Annotated in this window: 14 protein-coding genes and 1 pseudogene; 13 read left to right on the top strand and 2 right to left on the bottom strand. The window is 69.9% G+C overall.

Going from position 1 to position 17,062, the window contains the following annotated elements:
- Positions 1–339: NAD(P)H-dependent oxidoreductase subunit E (locus tag LAO51_16005; GenBank protein MBZ5640249.1), on the bottom strand; the 339-nt coding region annotated here is incomplete at its 3' end.
- Here LAO51_16005 and LAO51_16000 point away from each other — a divergent pair.
- The 13 genes from LAO51_16000 to LAO51_15940 all read left to right on the top strand — a co-directional run bounded on the left by LAO51_16000 (position 233) and on the right by LAO51_15940 (position 16,748).
- Complete coding sequence (locus LAO51_16000) at positions 233–1,135, top strand: hypothetical protein (protein ID MBZ5640248.1); 903 nt, start codon at positions 233–235, stop codon at positions 1,133–1,135. The genes LAO51_16005 and LAO51_16000 overlap by 107 nt on opposite strands.
- Before the next feature lie 81 nt (positions 1,136–1,216).
- Complete coding sequence (locus LAO51_15995; protein ID MBZ5640247.1) at positions 1,217–1,795, top strand: hypothetical protein; 579 nt, start codon at positions 1,217–1,219, stop codon at positions 1,793–1,795.
- Position 1,796: 1 nt separating this feature from the next.
- Positions 1,797–2,807 carry a PhoH family protein gene (locus LAO51_15990; protein ID MBZ5640246.1) on the top strand — a complete coding sequence of 337 codons (1,011 nt, stop codon included), beginning with the start codon at positions 1,797–1,799 and terminating at the stop codon, positions 2,805–2,807.
- The gene (locus LAO51_15985) at positions 2,804–5,164 is read left to right on the top strand and encodes an HDIG domain-containing protein (protein MBZ5640245.1); all 2,361 of its coding nucleotides are present in this window, start codon (positions 2,804–2,806) and stop codon (positions 5,162–5,164) included. Before LAO51_15990 ends, LAO51_15985 begins: the two co-directional genes overlap by 4 nt.
- Before the next feature lie 119 nt (positions 5,165–5,283).
- The gene (ybeY, locus tag LAO51_15980) at positions 5,284–5,667 is read left to right on the top strand and encodes an rRNA maturation RNase YbeY (protein ID MBZ5640244.1); all 384 of its coding nucleotides are present in this window, start codon (positions 5,284–5,286) and stop codon (positions 5,665–5,667) included.
- Positions 5,664–6,953, top strand: a complete 1,290-nt coding sequence (locus LAO51_15975; protein ID MBZ5640243.1) for a hemolysin family protein — start codon at positions 5,664–5,666, stop codon at positions 6,951–6,953. The genes ybeY and LAO51_15975 overlap by 4 nt, the downstream gene beginning before the upstream one ends.
- Entirely contained in the window at positions 6,950–7,864 is a 915-nt protein-coding gene (gene era / locus LAO51_15970) for a GTPase Era (protein MBZ5640242.1), read from the top strand. Before LAO51_15975 ends, era begins: the two co-directional genes overlap by 4 nt.
- 83 nt (positions 7,865–7,947) lie before the next feature.
- A complete protein-coding gene (recO, locus tag LAO51_15965; GenBank protein ID MBZ5640241.1) occupies positions 7,948–8,727 on the top strand; it encodes a DNA repair protein RecO in 780 nt (259 codons plus the stop codon).
- Positions 8,724–9,653 carry a glycine--tRNA ligase subunit alpha gene (locus tag LAO51_15960; GenBank protein MBZ5640240.1) on the top strand — a complete coding sequence of 310 codons (930 nt, stop codon included), beginning with the start codon at positions 8,724–8,726 and terminating at the stop codon, positions 9,651–9,653. Before recO ends, LAO51_15960 begins: the two co-directional genes overlap by 4 nt.
- A complete protein-coding gene (glyS, locus tag LAO51_15955) occupies positions 9,650–11,764 on the top strand; it encodes a glycine--tRNA ligase subunit beta (protein ID MBZ5640239.1) in 2,115 nt (704 codons plus the stop codon). Before LAO51_15960 ends, glyS begins: the two co-directional genes overlap by 4 nt.
- A complete protein-coding gene (gene ppdK / locus LAO51_15950) occupies positions 11,761–14,511 on the top strand; it encodes a pyruvate, phosphate dikinase (protein MBZ5640238.1) in 2,751 nt (916 codons plus the stop codon). The genes glyS and ppdK overlap by 4 nt, the downstream gene beginning before the upstream one ends.
- 155 nt (positions 14,512–14,666) lie before the next feature.
- Positions 14,667–15,488 (top strand): TraR/DksA C4-type zinc finger protein, encoded by an 822-nt coding sequence (locus LAO51_15945; GenBank protein MBZ5640237.1) that lies wholly within the window; start codon positions 14,667–14,669, stop codon positions 15,486–15,488.
- A 54-nt stretch (positions 15,489–15,542) separates the two neighbouring features.
- Complete coding sequence (locus LAO51_15940; protein ID MBZ5640236.1) at positions 15,543–16,748, top strand: class I SAM-dependent rRNA methyltransferase; 1,206 nt, start codon at positions 15,543–15,545, stop codon at positions 16,746–16,748.
- Here LAO51_15940 and LAO51_15935 read toward each other — a convergent pair.
- Positions 16,654–17,055, bottom strand: a pseudogene (locus tag LAO51_15935) ((d)CMP kinase). The gene LAO51_15940 and the pseudogene LAO51_15935 overlap by 95 nt on opposite strands.
- Between the last annotated feature and the right edge of the window lie 7 nt (positions 17,056–17,062).

The following is a 17,062-nucleotide window of genomic DNA, read 5'->3' as shown; positions in this document are numbered from 1 at the left end:
CGTCAGCTTTTCATGAAAGTCGTAGTTCACCTGCATGGCCGGCGCCCAACTGCAAGCGCCGATGCACTCCACCTCTTCGAACGAGAACATTCCATCCGCCGTGGTGCCCTTGTGAGGAATGCCGAGGCGCTGCTTGACGTGCGCGCTGATCTCGTCGGACCCGCGCAGCATGCAGCAGATATTGCGGCACACCTGCACGTTGTACCGGCCGCGCGGCTTGGCCGACCTGCGCGTGACGCTCAAGCTCACCGAGCTCACCGAGGTCATGAAGGACGTCGACTTCAAGGTGTTCTCGGCTCCGGCAAACCAGACCGGCGGACGCGTGGTGGGCCTGCGCATTCCCGGCGGCGGGACGCTGACGCGCGGCGAGATCGACGGCTACACCGAGTTCGTGAAGAACCTCGGCGCCAAGGGCCTCGCCTGGATCAAGGTCAACGAACGCGCCAAGGGCGCCGAAGGACTGCAGTCGCCGATCGTCAAGAACCTGCACGCCAAGGCGCTCGCCGCGATCCTCGAGCGCACGGGCGCCGCCGACGGCGACCTGATCTTCTTCGGCGCCGACAAGGCGGTGCTCGCCAACGACTACATGGGTGCGCTCAGGCAGCGAGTCGGCCACCAGCGCGGCTTCGCCGAGCAGGGCTGGCGGCCGCTGTGGGTGGTCGACTTTCCGATGTTCGAGTTCGACGAGGAATCGAAGCAATGGAAGGCGCGCCATCACCCCTTCACGAGCCCGAAGGACGGCGACGAGCAGTTCATCGAGTCGGCGCCTGAGCGCGCCTACGCCAAGGCCTACGACGTGGTCTTGAACGGCTGGGAAATCGGCGGCGGATCGGTGCGCATTCACCGTCCGGAAGTGCAGCAGCGGGTGTTCCAGGCATTGAAGATCTCGCCCGAGGAGCAGCGCGCCAAGTTCGGCTTTCTGCTCGATGCGCTGCAATACGGCGCCCCGCCGCATGGCGGCATCGCCTTCGGCCTCGACCGCCTGGCCGCGATGATGGCCGGCGTCGAGGCGATCCGCGACGTGATCGCCTTTCCCAAGACCACGAGCGCGTCGTGCCTGATGACGGCGTCGCCGGCGCCGGTGGATCCGGGCCAGCTCCGGGAGCTGCACCTGAGCGTGGACGAGCGTGGGTGATCCCCCCTCCCGCGCCGCGTTGACCCTCGTGAACGGCTTGTGCTATAGCGTGCCGCGGGAGTCGAGGAGGGGCGGGTGCGCATGCCTCGCAGTGCATCGCACGAGATCGTCGGGCTCGTCGCATCCGCGGTGCTCTCCCTCTCCGACGCCGCGTGCTGCCACCGGCCGCCCGGCCCCATCGTGGAAGTCAACCTCGCGCTGCTCCGCGCGAAGGACGCTTGCGCCACGCTCTACGCTCCGCGGGACGTCGCCGCCATTGAGGTCCGGATCGACGAGATGAACCGACTTGCGGACGCGAGGAAGTGCGCGAGGGCCCGGAGCGCCGCCGGCCCGATCCTGCCCGACGTCCTGGCGCTTTCCGCGCGGGTCGAGGCCGAGAGAAACCTCGCCTTGGACGCCGCGAAGAGCGCGCTCGACGCAGCGGAGTCGGCCGTCGAGCGGGCGAGGGAGGCGGAGGCGGGCGGCGGGACGTCCGTGGAGCTCAGCGCGGCGGAGCGCGCGTTGGCCGAGGCGCGGCGGATGAGCGGCGACGCCTGCGCTTACCCCCGGGCGACCCTCCTCGCCCGCGACGCCGCCGAGGCCGCCGAGCGGGCCCGCGCCGCGGCGAAGGCAGGGACGCCGGGGTCCGGGGAGCCCGCGGAAGGGGCCCGGCGGCCTTGACATGAGAACGATCATCCTCGATGCGACGGTCCTCGAGGGTCTGGTGGGTAGTCTCGACGAGACGCTGCGCCTGATCGAGGAGCGCTTCGGCGTTCGATTGTCCGTTCGCGGCGATCGAGTGACGGTGGACGGAGGCGGAGAGGGGGCCACCGGCCGGGAGGAGCGGGTGGAGGGGCTCCTGAATCAGCTCGCGGCGCTTCGCGAGCGAGGCCTCGCGCTCCGGCGCGAGGACGTCAGGACGGCCATCGGGCTGCTGGAGCGGGACCCCGGCGTCCGCCTCGCCGACCACTTCGTCCACGCGCGCCTCAAGCCGTCCAGCAAGAAGACCGTGGTGCCGAAGTCCGCCAACCAGCGCCGCTACCTCGACGCGATCCGGGACAACGACTTGGTGATCGCCATCGGTCCGGCGGGAACGGGGAAGACCTATCTGGCCGTCGCGATGGCCATCACCCTGCTCCACGAGAAGCGCGTCCAGAGGATCATCCTCGCGAGGCCCGCGGTGGAGGCCGGGGAACGGCTGGGATTCCTACCGGGGGACATCGCCGCCAAGGTGGATCCGTACCTGAGGCCCCTCTACGACGCTCTCTACGACATGCTCGAGCCCGACAGGATCGAGAGCCTCCTCGACCGCGGCATCATCGAGATCGCCCCTCTCGCGTTCATGCGGGGCAGGACGCTGAACGACTCTTTCGTCATCCTGGACGAGGGGCAGAACACCACCTCGGAGCAGATGAAGATGTTCCTGACCCGAATCGGGTTCGATTCCAAGGCGGTGGTGACCGGCGACGTCACGCAGATCGATCTCCCCGCCGAAAGGACCTCGGGCCTGGTCGAGGCGCGCGACGTGTTGTCGGGAATCTCCGGAATCGAATTCGTCCACTTCGACGAGACCGACGTCGTCCGCCATCCTCTGGTGCAGCAGATCATCGTGGCCTACGATCGGCGCGCCACGTCTCGACGCGACCCGCGGCCCAGCCGGAACGGCGTCGCGCCGCCGGAAGGCGAAAGGTGAGCGAGGAGTCGGCGTCCCCGAAGGCGCGGGCCGGACGCGAGCCGGCGGTGCCGGCGCGCCGGAGGCTCAGCCTGCCGGCCCGGCTCCGCGCCGCGGCACGGGAGGCGGCCGATCGGCTCCTCGCGGCGGACCTGCTCTGGAGCGTCCTGCTCGTCGGCGTCGTCACCGCGCTCCTGGCCCTCGGATCTCCGACCTCCGAGCGCCTTCCCGCCCTGGGGGCGGTTTTGGACCACGACGTGGTCGCGCGGAAGGAGAGCGGAATACCCGATGCGCGCGAGACCGAGGCACGCCGACGGGAGGCGGCCGAGGCGGTCCCGGACGTCTACCTCCACGACCGGGCGCGAGGCGACCGTCTCGCCGAGAAGGTGCGCTCGCTGTTCGACTCGGGGCGGCAGGCGCTCGGGAGCGGTGAGAGCGAGGGGAGGGCCCGGGGCGCGGCGACGGCGCGAAAGGCGTTGCCCGGAATGATGCGGGACGCCGAGATCGACGCCCTCCTGCGCCTGGGATTCTCCGCGGAAGTGGAACGAGACCTCGCCGGGATCCTCCGAGGGGTGATGGAGAACCCGATCGTCGCGAACAAGGCGCTGCTCGCGAGCTCGCCGGGGGTGCTGCTCGTGCACGCCCCCGGAGGAAGCGAGGAGCGGCTGTCGGAAGCGGGGTCGGTGCTGGATCTCGACGAGGCGAGACGACGCGCTCGGGCGGCCGTCGAGGCTAGCCGCGCGTTTCCCCCGGACTCGCGGGAGACGCTGGCGAACCTCGTCGCGGCATTCGTGGACGTGAACGTGGCCTACGATCCCGAGGCCACCGCCCTGAAGCGTGATGCGGCCTCGGCCGCCGTCCCGCCGGTGGTCCGCACCGTGCCGGCGGGCACCGTGGTGGCGCGGGCCGGCGAGAAGGTGGCGGTGGAGACCCTCCTCAGGATCGAGGCCGCCCGAGGCGGACCGCGAGGTCGCGTCGGCCTGCCCGGTCTCGCCGGAACGGTGTTCATCGCCTCGCTCCTCGCGTTCTTCCTCCGCCGCTACACCCGCTACCACCAGCGCGCGTTCAAGAGGGTCCAGCACCTCCACGCGCTGTTGGCCCTCGTGCTGCTCTCGATGCTCCTCCTGTCGCGCGCGATGATCTGGATCGCGAAGGGACTGGTCGACAACCTGTCCCCCCCGTTCAACGACCCGTCGAGCTACACCTACCTCATCCCGCTGGCCGGGGGATCGATCCTGGTAGCGCTCCTCGCCACCGGCCGGATCTCGATGGTCTACTCCGGTTTCACCGCCCTCCTCTTCGCCGCAATGAACGGCTGGAACACGTTCGCGATGACCTGGGCCCTCCTGGTCCAGTGGGCGGGGATCTACGCGATCGCGACCTACCGCGAGCGCGCAGCGCTCCTTCGCGCCGGACTCGTGGCGGGAGTGGCCGGCGCCGCGTCCGCTCTGGCCGTGGCGGCGGTGAGGGACGGGCTGGCCCCCATCTCGCGCGGTGTCTACGAGGCCGGCCTCGCGTTCGTGGGGGGAGCGGTCGGCACGGGGCTGTTCGTCTCGTTCGCCCTGCCGCTGCTCGAGGGGCTCTTCAAGGTGCTCACCGACATCCGCCTCCTGGAGCTGTCCAACCTCAACCAACCGCTCCTGGCCGAGTTCGCGGTCAAGGCCCCGGGCTCCTACAACCACAGCCTCGTGCTCGCGACGCTGGCGGAGGACGCGGCGAGGACCATCGGGGCGAACGCGCTGTACTGCCGGGTGGCCGCGTTCTATCACGACATCGGCAAGATCCGGAAACCGGAGTACTTCGTGGAGAACCAGCACGGCACGAACCCACACGACCGGCTCTCGCCCTCGATGTCCGCACTGATCATCACCGCCCACGTCAAGGACGGGATCCGCCTCGCGAGGGAGGCGGGCCTCCCGCAGCAGATCGTGGACGTCGTCCCGCAGCACCACGGGACGAGGCTGATGACGTATTTCTACGACAAGGCCCGCAAGACGGCGGATCCGTCGCTGGGACCGGTGTCGGAGGCGGACTTCCGATACCCCGGCCCCAAGCCGCAGACGAAGGAGACCGCGATCTTCATGCTGGCGGACGGCGTGGAAGCCGCGGCGCGGACCCTGGACGAGCCGACGCCGGGACGGCTCGGGGAGCTGATCCACAAGATCACCAGCGCCATCGTCCTCGACGGGCAGCTGGACGAGTGCGATCTGACCTTCGCGGACCTCGAGAGGATCGAGCAGGCGTTCCTGCGGACGCTGACCAGCATGTATCACCACCGCGTCGACTATCCCGGGTTCGAGTTCGGCCGACCACGGCCCAACGGCCGAACCGGCGGTGCCGCGCAGGACCGGCGCGCCGCGCGGAGTGCCTCGCGGTGAGCCCGAAGGCCAGGGGCCGGACGAGCGCCGGCCTCGCCGCACGCCCCCCCCTCATCGAGGTCGAGGTGGTGAACCGGCGACGTGCGAGAACGCCGGGCATCCGCGCCCTCGCGTCGTTCATGGAGCGTCTGATCGAGGAAGTCCCTCCGCCGCCGGGTGGGCGCGTGGTGCTCTGCCTCCTCTCGGACGGAGCGATGCGCGACCTCAATCGGGTCTACCGGGGGCGGCGCGCTACCACCGACGTCCTGGCGTTTCCCGGCGGCGGCGTCCGCGATCCCGAGGGGCGTCTCGAGCTCGGAGACATCGCGTTGTCGGTTCCGCGGGCCGCGCGCCAGGCCCGCGAGGCGGGACACACGCTCGGCCGCGAGCTCAAGATCCTGGCGATGCACGGGTACCTTCATCTTCTCGGCCACGATCACGAGACGGATCGCGGACGGATGGCGCGAATGGAGAGGCGGCTGGCCCTGAAGCTCCTCGGGGATCGATCCCGGGGGGCGGCGTGACCGGCTCCGAGTCGGCCGGCGCGATCGTTGCCGCGCTCGGCCTCGCCACCGCGCTGTTCCTCGCCGAGCTCGCGATCGCCGTGCTCCTGCTGGCGGTCTCGAGCCTGAGCCGCGTGGCCGTGCGGCGCCTTGCTGCCGAGGACCCGCGTCTCCGCCTCCTCGAGGATGTCCGCAATGGCCTCTCGGCCCGGCGGATCTCCCTCCACGCGGCGCGCGAGACTTGCCTGCTCGGCGCGAGCGTCTCCCTCGCGTTCGGCGCGCGGGCCGCGGGATGGTCCCACCCTTGGGCCCTGGGGCTCGCGGGCGGGATCGTCGTGGGCGTGCTGCTCCTCGAGGGGCTGGCCGCGCGAACGCTCGCCCTTCGCGCCCCCCGCGCCGCCGTGCGAGCCACCGCGTTCCTGGTGCCGCCGATCCACGCTCTGTTCTTCCCCGCGGCGAAGCCGATGGAAAGTCTGGCGAAGCGCTTCACCGCCGGCGCCGGCCGGGGGGAATCCGAGACCGAGGAGAACGACGGCGAGGTCGAGGCGTTCCTCGAGGTCGGGGAGCGCGACGGGATCCTCGAGGCGGGCGAGAGCCGGATGGTCCGCGGGATCGTGGACCTCGGCGACACCCGGGTCCGCGAGATCATGACCCCGCGGACCGACATCAAGGCGCTCCCCGCGGATGGCACCGTCGCCGAGGCGAGGAAGGTCCTGCTCCGCACCGGGCACTCGCGTCTCCCTGTCTATCGCGGGACCGTGGACAACGTGGTGGGCGTGCTCGACGTTCGCGACGTCCTGAAGGCAGCGGACGAGGGTGCGGACGGAGCGTCCGTCACCGCCTTTCTGCGCCCTGCCTTCTTCGTTCCGGAAACCCAGTCCACCGCGGACCTGCTCACCCAGATGCGGACGAGGACCCGCATGGCCCTGGTGGTCGACGAGTACGGCGGGCTCGCCGGGCTCGTCACCCTCGAGGACCTCCTGGAGGAGATCGTCGGCGAGATCCGCGAGGAGCACGAGCCGGAAGAGGCCCGGATCATGGCGGCTCCCGACGGCTCGTGGCTGGTGAGCGGGCTCGCGCACGTGGGGGAGATCGAGCCTCTGTTCGAGGTGAACGTGGGTGAGAGGGAATTCGACACCGTGGGCGGCCTCGTGATCGCGGCGCTCGGGCGGGTGCCGCCGCCTGGGGAGAGGCTCGAGGCCCACGGCCTCGCCATCGAGGTGCTGGAGTCCGACCGGCGGAGGGTGTACCGCGTGCGACTCCGGAAGGCGGCCCCGCCTGCCGGCGCGGGGGAGGGTCCGAAGTGAGCGGCGCGGATGCGGCAGGCGGAGGCCTCCGGGCGGGAACGGTGACGCTCGCGGGGTGGACGAACGTCGGCAAGTCCGCCCTGCTCAACCGCCTCGTCGGTGAGAAGCTCGCGGCCGTCTCACCGGTCTCGCAGACCACGCGTCACCGGATCGTGGGCGTGCTGCACCTCGAGGGACGCGGGCAGGTGGTGTTCGCGGACACGCCGGGTCTCCACGAGCCGCGCCACAGGATGAACCGAGCCATGGTGGAGACCACCCGCCAGAGCCTGCGGGACGTGGACCTCGTGGTCCTGGTCGTGGACGCGTCGCTCGGGCCGGGCCCGGGGGACGCGCGAGCCGCGGACCTGCTCCGCCACCTCCCGGGATCTCGCATCGCCGTGCTCAACAAGATCGACCTCTTGCCGCAGAAGACGAAGCTCCTCCCGATGATGAAGGTCCTGGTGGAGGACTGGGGCCTCGAGGAGGCCGTCCCCGTCTCCGCGCTCACGGGTGAGGGATGCGATCTGCTGCTCGAGCGCATCCTGGCCCGCCTGCCCGAGGGCCCGCCGCTCTACGCCGCCGACGTGCTGACCGACCAGCCCGAGCGCTTCCTGGCGGCCGAGTGGATCCGGGAGAAGATCCTCCTGAGGACCCGCCAGGAGATTCCGCACGTCACCGCCGTGTTGATGGACCGCTGGCAGACCCGTCCGGACGGCCTCGTCGAGATCGAGGTGACGATCCTGGTCGAGCGGGAGTCCCAGAAGGCGATCGTGATCGGCAAGGGAGGCTCTCTCCTGAAGGCGATCGGCACCGAAGCACGGGCGGACATCGAGCGGCTCCTCGACGCGCGGGTGTACCTCGGGCTCCACGTCCGCGCCCGGCCGGACTGGCGGGACGACGAGCGCACGCTGCACGAGCTGGGCCTGAGCTGAGTGCTCGAGCTCCCCGCGCGACTCGTTCTGATAGAATTCACCGTCCTTTGCGTGGCGAAGCGGCGAACGCGAGAGGGAAGATCTTGGGGCGGCGGAACGACGACGCGTACGTGCTCGGGACGCAGGTGCTGGGCGAGGCGGATGTGATCGTGACCCTGCTGGCGGAGAATTCCGGGCGAGTGCGCGGGGTCGCCCCCTCGGCGCGGCGCAGCCGGCGCCGTTTCGGCGGCGCTCTCGATCCGCTCACGAGGGTGCGCGCCGCCTGGACGGAGCGAGAGGGTCGCGAGCTGCACCGGATCGAGTCCCTCGACCTCGCGCGCTCGTACGCGGCGATGCAGTCCGAGCCGGTCCGGCAGGCGGCCTGCGCGGTGCTCGCGGAGCTCGCCGCCTCGATGGCGCGGGAGGGGCAGCCGGATCCCAAGGGATTCCGACTCCTGGGCGCGCTTCTGGACGCGATCGAGCAGGGGCTCGATCCGTGGACCGCGATCCGGTACTTCGAGTATTGGACCCTGAGGCTCCACGGCGTGCTGGCCGACTTGGACGCCTGTCCCGTCTGCGGGCGCGCGCTCGCGGAGGGATCGCCGAGAACGGTCGCTCGGGGAGGCGCCGTCCGGTGCTCCTCATGCGACAGGGCAGAAGGGGGCGGCGGGCGTTCTCTGGGCCGGGAGGATCTCGCCTTCCTCGCGGCCGCCGCGCGCACCGCCCCGACGGGCCTCGCCGGATTCGAGCGCGCCGCGCGCCCCGGAGGCGCCCTCGAGGCGCTCTTGCGCGGCGGCGTCGAGTCGTTCGCGGAGCGCCGATTCAAGACCTACCGTCACCTGGCGGCGGCGGCGCATCGCCCCGGCGAGGGCACCGGACGATGACCTTCCAGGATCTGCTCCTCGCGATCCAGTCCTACTGGGCGGGCCAGGGCTGCGTGCTCCAGCAGCCTTACGACCTCGAGGTCGGCGCGGGGACGATGCACCCCGACACGTTCTTCCGCGTGCTCGGTCCGGAGCCCTGGCGCGTCGCGTACTGCCAGCCGTCGAGGCGCCCCGGGGACGGGCGCTACGGCGAGAACCCGATGCGGGTGTACAAGCACTACCAATTCCAGGTGGTTTTGAAGCCGGCTCCCCTGGACGTGCAGGATCTCTATCTCGACTCGCTGCGCTCGTTCGGGGTTCTCCCCCTGGAGCACGACATCCGGTTCGAGGAGGACAACTGGGAATCGCCCACGCTGGGCGCCGCCGGGGTGGGCTGGCAGGTAATGATGGACGGAATGGAAATCTCGCAGTTCACCTACTTCCAGCAGAGCGGCGGGTTCGATCTCCGCCCGGTCTCGGTCGAGCTGACCTACGGCCTCGAGCGGATCTGCATGTTCCTGAACGACATCCGCAGCATCTTCGACATTCCGTGGAACGAAACGGTCACCTATGGCGAGGTGAGACGGCGGGAGGAGGTCGAGCACTCCGCCTACAGCTTCCGCGAGGCCGACGTCCCGTTCTTCAGGGAGCAGTTCGCGCGCTGGGAGGCGGAGGCGCAGAGGCTGCTCGCCGCTCCAGCCGAAGGCGCGCCGGGGCCGGCGCACGGCGCCCTCGTGGTACCCGCGTACGAGGCGGCGCTCAAGTGCTCGCACCTGTTCAACGTCCTGGATGCGAGAGGCGCGCTTTCGGTCACGGAGCGGGCGGCGTCGATTCAGCGGATCCGGCGGCTGGCCTGCCGTGCCGCGGAGAGGTATGTCGCGCAGCGTGAAGCGGCGGGATTCCCGCTGCTCCACGGCGCGCGCCCTCCGGTCGCGGAGGCACCGTGACCGCGCCGCTCCTCTTCGAGATCGGTTGCGAGGAGATCCCCGCCCGGATGATTCCTGGCGCCGCCCGCGATCTCGGGCAGCGGATCGAGGCGATCCTCGACCAGGCGGCGATGAAGCGCGGTCCGACGAGCGTCTGGGGTGGCTCCCGTCGCCTGGCGGTCCGGGTGGAGGACGTGGAAGAGCGCCAGGCCGACCGCGAAGAGCTGGTCCTCGGTCCACCGGCGCGCGCCGCGTTCGGCCCGAACGGCGAGCCGACCGGCGCCGCGATCGGGTTCGCCCGGAAGCAGGGGATCGAGCCGTCCACCCTGGCTCGGATCACGACCGAGAAGGGGGAGTACGCCGGGTTCCGCCGGCAGGTACGCGGGAAGAGCCTGGGGGAGATCCTGGGCGAAGCCCTGCCGCCGGCGGTGGAGGGGATGCCGTTCCCCAAGACGATGAGATGGGGGGACGGCCGGTTCCGCTGGGTTCGTCCTGTGCACTGGCTCCTCTTGATCCACGGATCCGAGGCGCTGCCGGTCGAGATCTTCGGAGTGAGGGCCGCCCCGGCCTCCGGCGGCCATCGTTTCCTGGCGCCCGGCCCGGTCGAGGTGCGCCATCCCGATCTGTACGCGGCCGCGCTGCTCGCCGCGTTCGTCGTTGCCGACCCCGGCGAGCGGCGCCGTCTTCTGACCCTCCGCCTGAACGAGGCCGCCTCGGCGTCGGGGGGCCAATGCGTCGACGACGAGTCGCTCCTCGAGGAGGTCGTGGACCTCGTGGAGTGGCCGGGAGTCGTCACGGGGCGGTTCGATCCGGCGTTCCTCGACCTTCCGCGCGAGATCCTCGTGACCACGCTTCGCCACCATCAGAAGGCGTTCTCGGTGCAATCGGACGGGCGCCTGCTCCCGGTGTTCCTCGCGATCGCCAACACGGACCGGGACCCGGCGGGGCACGTGGCTCGGGGCAATGGCTGGGTCGTCGTCGGCCGCCTCGAGGACGCGCGCTTCTTCTGGGTCGAGGATCGGAAGCGTCCGCTGGCCTCGCGCGTTCCTTCCCTCGAGGTCGTCGCGTTCCACAAGAAGGCCGGAAGCTACCTCGACAAGGTCCGTCGGACTCGGCAAATCGCGGAGGCCTTGGCCCGTCGGCTCGATCTGCCGGCTTCGTCGGTGGAGGCGGCGGGACGCGCCGCGGAGCTCTCGAAGGCGGACCTGGGCACCGGTCTCGTGGGAGAGTTCCCCGAGCTCCAGGGGGTGGTCGGCGGTCTCCTGCTCCGTCACGAGCGAGAGAACGCTGCGGTCGCGGACGCCGTCTACGAGCACTATCGGCCTCAGGGCCCCGACGATCGCCTCCCCGAGAGCGAGATCGGTGCCATTGTCTCGGTCGCGGACAAGCTCGACACGGTGGCCTCACTTCTTCGCGCTGGCGAGGTGCCGACTGGCTCCAGGGATCCGTTCGGACTACGGCGCGCTACTGCGGGCATCTTTCGAATCGCTTTCGAGCGGGCTTGGCCCCTCTCGCTGGATCATCTCTGGCAACTGAGCGCCGAATCGACCGGCCGCAAACAGCGCGATGAGGTGTTCGGCTATCTCGAACAGCGTTTCAACGACCATCTTCGAGAGCGAGGATTCACGGTCAACGAGGTCAATTCCGTCATGCAGGTGCGTGGCGACTTGGAAACCGGCGCGAGTCCCTTCCCGGACGTCCTCGCGCGTTTCGACGCCGTTCGAACGGTCCGGGATCGCTCGGACTTTCGTCGCCTCGTCGAACTGACCAAGCGGACCTGGAACATCACGAAACAGACGTCACACCTCGTACTCGATGCCGGAAGCCGGGGGTGGACGCCGGGGCCCAGGGGCCCTTGGGATCCTGCGGCCGAGGCGCTCGAGGAACGTCTCGGCAGCGCGTGCGCCACGATCGAGGAAGCCGCGGATGGCCGTCGTTACACGGACGTGCTCGATCAACTGGCGCAGTTCGTCCAGCCGGTGAGCCGGTTCTTCGACCAGGTTCTCGTCGTGGATGCAGAGGATCTGACGGGTACGTACTACCGGCACGAGCTGCTCTCGAAGCTCGGGGCGCTGCTCATCCGGTACTTCGACATTCGGGAGCTGCCCGGAGAGGCCGACAGGAGATCATGATGGAAAAGCTCGTCTACTTCTTCGCGAACGGGAGCGCCGAGGGGAACAGCGGGATGAAGGGCCTCCTGGGCGGCAAGGGGGCGAACCTCGCCGAGATGACCAACCTCGGGATCCCGGTCCCTCCCGGCTTCACGATCTCCACGCGCGCGTGCAACCTCTACTTCGAGGGAGGGAACCGGCTCCCGGACGGCCTCGACGCCGAGGTTCGCGCGGCCCTCGATCGTCTGGAATCGGTGCAGGGGAAACGCTTCGGCGACGAAAACGACCCGCTTCTGGTCTCGGTTCGCTCCGGCGCCAAGTTCTCGATGCCCGGAATGATGGACACCATCCTGAACCTGGGATTGAACGACCGCGCGGTGGAAGGGCTCGCGCGCATCGGAGGGGACCGGCGCTTCGCGTTCGACTCCTATCGCAGGTTCATCCAGATGTATTCCGACGTGGTCCTCGGCGTCCCCAAGCACGGGTTCGAGGCGCTGCTCCAGGCTGCCAAGAGGAGCCGGGGGGTGGAGCACGACACCGGGCTCACCGCCGCCGATCTCGCCGGGCTGGTACGGAAGTACAAGGAGAAGGTCCTGAAAGCCACCGGGACGCCGTTCCCCGACGACCCCAGGAAGCAGCTGTGGGGAGCGATCGCGGCGGTGTTCGGTAGCTGGATGAACGAGCGTGCGCGCATCTACCGCAGGCAGTACGGGATCGCGGACGATCTCGGCACGGCGGTCAACGTGCAGTGCATGGTCTTCGGCAACCTCGGCGACGACTGCGCCACCGGCGTGGCGTTCACGCGCAACCCCGCCACCGGCGAGAACGTTTTCTACGGCGAGTACCTGCCCAACGCGCAGGGCGAGGACGTGGTCGCAGGCATCCGGACCCCTCGACCGATCTCCCGCGCGCAGGCGGCGGACGGTCAAGGGCTCTCGCTCGAGGAGTTCCTCCCGGACTGCTACGCGCAGCTCCTCGCCATCCGCGGACGGCTCGAAACGCACTACAAGGACATGCAGGACATCGAGTTCACCATCGAGCGCGGCAGGCTCTACATGCTGCAGACCCGGACCGGGAAGCGCACCGGCCTCGCGGCGCTCAACATCGCGTTCGATCTCCACGAAGCCGGAGTGATCGAGCGCGACGCCGTCGTACAGCGGGTGGAGCCCGACATGCTGATCCAGCTCCTCGCTCCGATCTTCGACGCCAAGGACAAGGAGAAGGCGCGAAAGGCGGGGCGGGTGCTCGCGAAGGGGCTGCCCGCGGGGCCCGGCGCCGCGTCCGGCGCTGTGGCGTTCTCCGCGAAGCGGGCCGTGGAGCTCGCCGCCCGGGGAAGGAAGGTGCTCTTGGTGCGGGCCGAGACGAGCCCCGAGGACCTGGCCGGGATGGTGGCCGCGGTGGGAATCCTCACGAGCCGCGGAGGCATGACGTCCCACGCGGCCGTGGTCGCGCGGGGCATGGGCAAGCCCTGCGTCGTCGGCGCCGAAGCGCTGGTCGTGGACGTCGGAGCGGGCCGCCTGCGCGCCGCCGGCAAGGCGTTCAAGGAAGGAGACATCCTCTCCATCGACGGTGCCACCGGGGAAGTGATCTCCGGCGAGCTTGAGACCCACCCCTCCGAGATCCAGCAGGTGGTCCTGGAGAAGACGCTGAAGCCGGAGCGCTCCACGTTGTTCCGGCGGTACGCACGACTCATGGAGTGGGCGAACGAGCTCCGAAGGCTCAAGGTCCGCACCAATGCGGACACGCCCCACGACGCCTCGGTGGCCCGGGCCTTCGGCGCCGAAGGGATCGGCCTCTGCCGCACGGAGCACATGTTCTTCGCGGAGGACCGGATCGCGGCGGTTCGCGAGATGATCCTCGCCGACGATCTGAAGCAGCGCCAAAGGGCGCTGGCGAAGCTCCTCCCGATGCAGCGGAAGGACTTCGTCGGCATCTTCAAGGCGATGGATGGGCTGCCGGTGACGATCCGACTCCTGGACCCACCGCTTCACGAGTTCCTTCCCACGCAGGCGGAACAGTTCCGCCGGCTGGCGCGAGAGATGGGCGTGCCGGCGAGGACTCTCGAGGAGAAGGCGGAACAGCTCCACGAGACCAATCCCATGCTCGGTCACCGCGGGTGCCGGCTGGGGATCACCTTCCCGGAGATCTACGACATGCAGGCCCGCGCGATCTTCGAGGCCGCGGCTGCCTGCGCCAAGAAGGGGCTCCGCGTCCTTCCGGAGGTGATGCTCCCGCTGATCGGGACGGTTCGTGAGTTCACCGATCTCGCGGCCAGGATCCGGGCGATCGCGGCGGAGGTCGAGAAGAAGGCGGGCGGGACCAAGGTGCCGTTCCTCGTCGGGACGATGATCGAGATCCCGCGCGCCTGCCTGATCGCCGAGCAGATCGGCCGCGAGGCGGAGTTCTTCTCCTTCGGCACCAACGACCTCACGCAATTGACCTACGGGTTCAGCCGGGACGACGTCGGGAAGTTCCTCGGCGCCTACCTGGACGCGAGGATCCTGCAGCGCGATCCATTTCAGGGGGTCGACCAGGAGGGAGTCGGGCGCCTGGTGCGGCTGGCCGTCGAGGAAGGTCGGCGCGGCCGGGCCGGCCTCAAGGTCGGGGTCTGCGGGGAGCACGGGGGCGATCCCGAGTCCGTGGGCTTCTTCCACCGGGTCGGTTTGGACTACGTCTCGTGCTCCCCCTACCGGGTTCCGGTCGCGCGGCTGGCGGCCGCCCACGCGGCGCTGACGGAGCGAGGGGCGTCCGGGTCGGGGACCGCCTAGGCCCAGGCGCGCCTTCGGCACGCTGGCCTCTAAGCTCCTTGACGCTCGAGGGGTCTGGGACTATATTGACCCGCTTTTTTCTCAGGTCGGTCGGCGCGAATCCGTGTGCGGCGCGCAAGCCACGGCGCCCCTGAGAACGATGGTGGGAGAGGGTCATGACTACCAAGAGCGGCAAGGGAAAGTCGTCCGGAAGCGCCAAGCCCGTCAAGACCGCCGCCCGCAAGGCCCCGGCAAAGGCCCCTTCCCGGACCCATGTCGTCGAGGAGAAGGCGGCAAAAAAGGCCGCTCACCCAACGGCCCGACCGGCGCCCAAGCCCGCGGCGCCGAAGCCCACCTCACCCAGGCCGGCCGCGCCGAGGCCTCCCGGGCCCAAGGCCGCCGCGCCGAAGCCTCCGGCGCCGAGGCCCGCCGTAGTGGCTCCGGCAGCTCCCGCTCGGCTCACCAAGGCCGCGCGACGCGCCAGGAGCAAGGAGTTCGAGCGCTACCGCGCGCTCCTGCTCGAGCGGCAGGGGGAGCTGATGCAGGCCTACAACGACTCGAAGGGCGACCGAAGGGTCCATCCCGACAGCGGGACCGAGGACTATATCGACTATGCGGTCAGCTCCTATGCGAAGGAGTTCCTCCTGTCGCTCAGCGAGATGGACCGCAAGCAGCTCCTCCTCGTGAAGGAGGCGCTCGACCGCGTCGAGCGGGGCGAATACGGCCGTTGCCAGCAGTGCGCCGAAGAGATCAGCCGCAAGCGCCTCGAGGTCGCCCCATGGGCCCGCTACTGCCTCCGCTGCCAGGATCTGGAGGAGCAGGGGCTCCTCCCGCAGAATCCCACCCGAATCGACGCCGATGCGGGGGAGGACGAGGAGCCCGAGGATCTCCCCGCAGCCGAACTCGAAGAGGAGTTGGAGACCGAGGAGGTCGGGGACCTCGAGGAAGACCCCCTCGGCGACACGGACGAGGAAGCCGGGGAAGCCGAGGAGGAGTAGGAAGGCACCGTTGCGGGTCCTGCCCGTCGGTCGGAGCACCCGGGAGGGGTGGGCGTGAAGCGCGAGCGTCCCCTCGAGGTCCGCGTCGCTCCGCACGGGGTCCGGCGCCTCGAGGCGGGGCACCCTTGGGTGTTTCGCGACGACGTGGCGGCCCCGGCCGCGATCGGGCACGGCGAACTCGTGCGCGTCCTATCCGCTCGCGGCGCACCTCTGGGATATGCGTTCTACTCGAGAGCGTCGAAGATCGCCCTGCGCGTGGTCCGTCGCGACGACGTGCCGCCCGATCGGGATTTCTGGAGCTCGCGGCTCGACGGCGCTCTCGTGCACCGGAAGCGGTTCGCGAGCGGGTGCACGGCGCTCAGGCTGATCTTCGGCGAGAGCGATGGTTTCCCGGGTCTCGTCGCCGACCTCTACGGCTCGCATCTCGTCGTCCAGGCCCTCACCCCGGGCGCCGAGCGCCTGCTCGACACGGTGCTCGACCTCCTGGAGGCCAGGATGTCCCTCGAGTCGGTTCTCGCGCGGAACGACCCCTCCGTGCGAGAGCTCGAAGGGTTGCCGCGTGAGGTTCGGCAGATCCGCGGAACGACTCCGCCCGAAATCGAGGTGCAGGAAGGTCCGGTTCGGTACGTCGTGGACTGCTTTCGGGGGCAGAAGACCGGGGCTTACCTCGACCAGCGCGAGAACCGACTCGCGGTCGCGGCGCACTCCGGCGGCAGGACGCTGGACGTGTTCTGCTACCACGGGCTGTTCGCGCTGCACGCGGCGATGCGAGGAGGGGAGGTGGAGGTGATCGACGTCTCGCACGACGCGATCGCGCGGGCACAAGCCAACGCGCAGAGAAACGGCCTGGCCGGCCTGAACTTCGCCGTGGGGAACGCGTTCGACGAGCTGCGCGACCGCGATCGGCGCGGCGAGAAGTACGACCTGATCGTCCTGGATCCGCCCGCGTTCGCGAAGAGCCGCGCCGACGTCCCCGAAGCGCGACGAGGCTACAAGGAGATCAACCTGCGCGCGATGCGGCTTCTGCGCCCGGGCGGGATCCTCGCGACGTCGTCGTGCTCCTACCACATGAGCGAGACCGACCTCGTCGCTCTCCTGGCCGGAGCGGCGGCGGACGTCGGGCGGTCGTTTCGTGTCGTCGAGAGGCGGGAGCAGTCGAAGGATCATGCAGCGCCGGCGCGCCTTCGGCGGCCAAACGTCCACGCACGCGCTCACGCACCTCCACCGGAATGGGCGGCACCGCGGCGAGCCCGGCAGTGAGCGCCTTGAAATAAAGCCCGGTGCCGCCGACCAGGATCGCCGGGCGGCCCGCGCGCTTAAGCTCGCCGAGCACATCGCCCACGTCGCGCAGCCATTGCCCGGTCGAATAGTTCACCGCCGCATCGACATGGCCGTAGAGCCGGTGCGGCACGCGCGCTTCGTCCTCGGGCGAAGGCCGCGCGGTGATGATGCGCAGGTCGCGATAGACCTGCATGGAATCGGCATTGACGATGACGCCGCCGAGCTTCTCGGCCAGTAGCAGCGCCAGCGCCGACTTGCCGCTGGCGGTCGGCCCTGCAATAAGCACCGCGCTG

The organism is Terriglobia bacterium, from assembly GCA_020073205.1.
GTDB lineage: Bacteria > Acidobacteriota > Polarisedimenticolia > Polarisedimenticolales > JAIQFR01 > JAIQFR01.
Note: the sequence above shows the minus strand (reverse complement) of the source record. Positions and strands in the feature narration are given on the sequence as shown.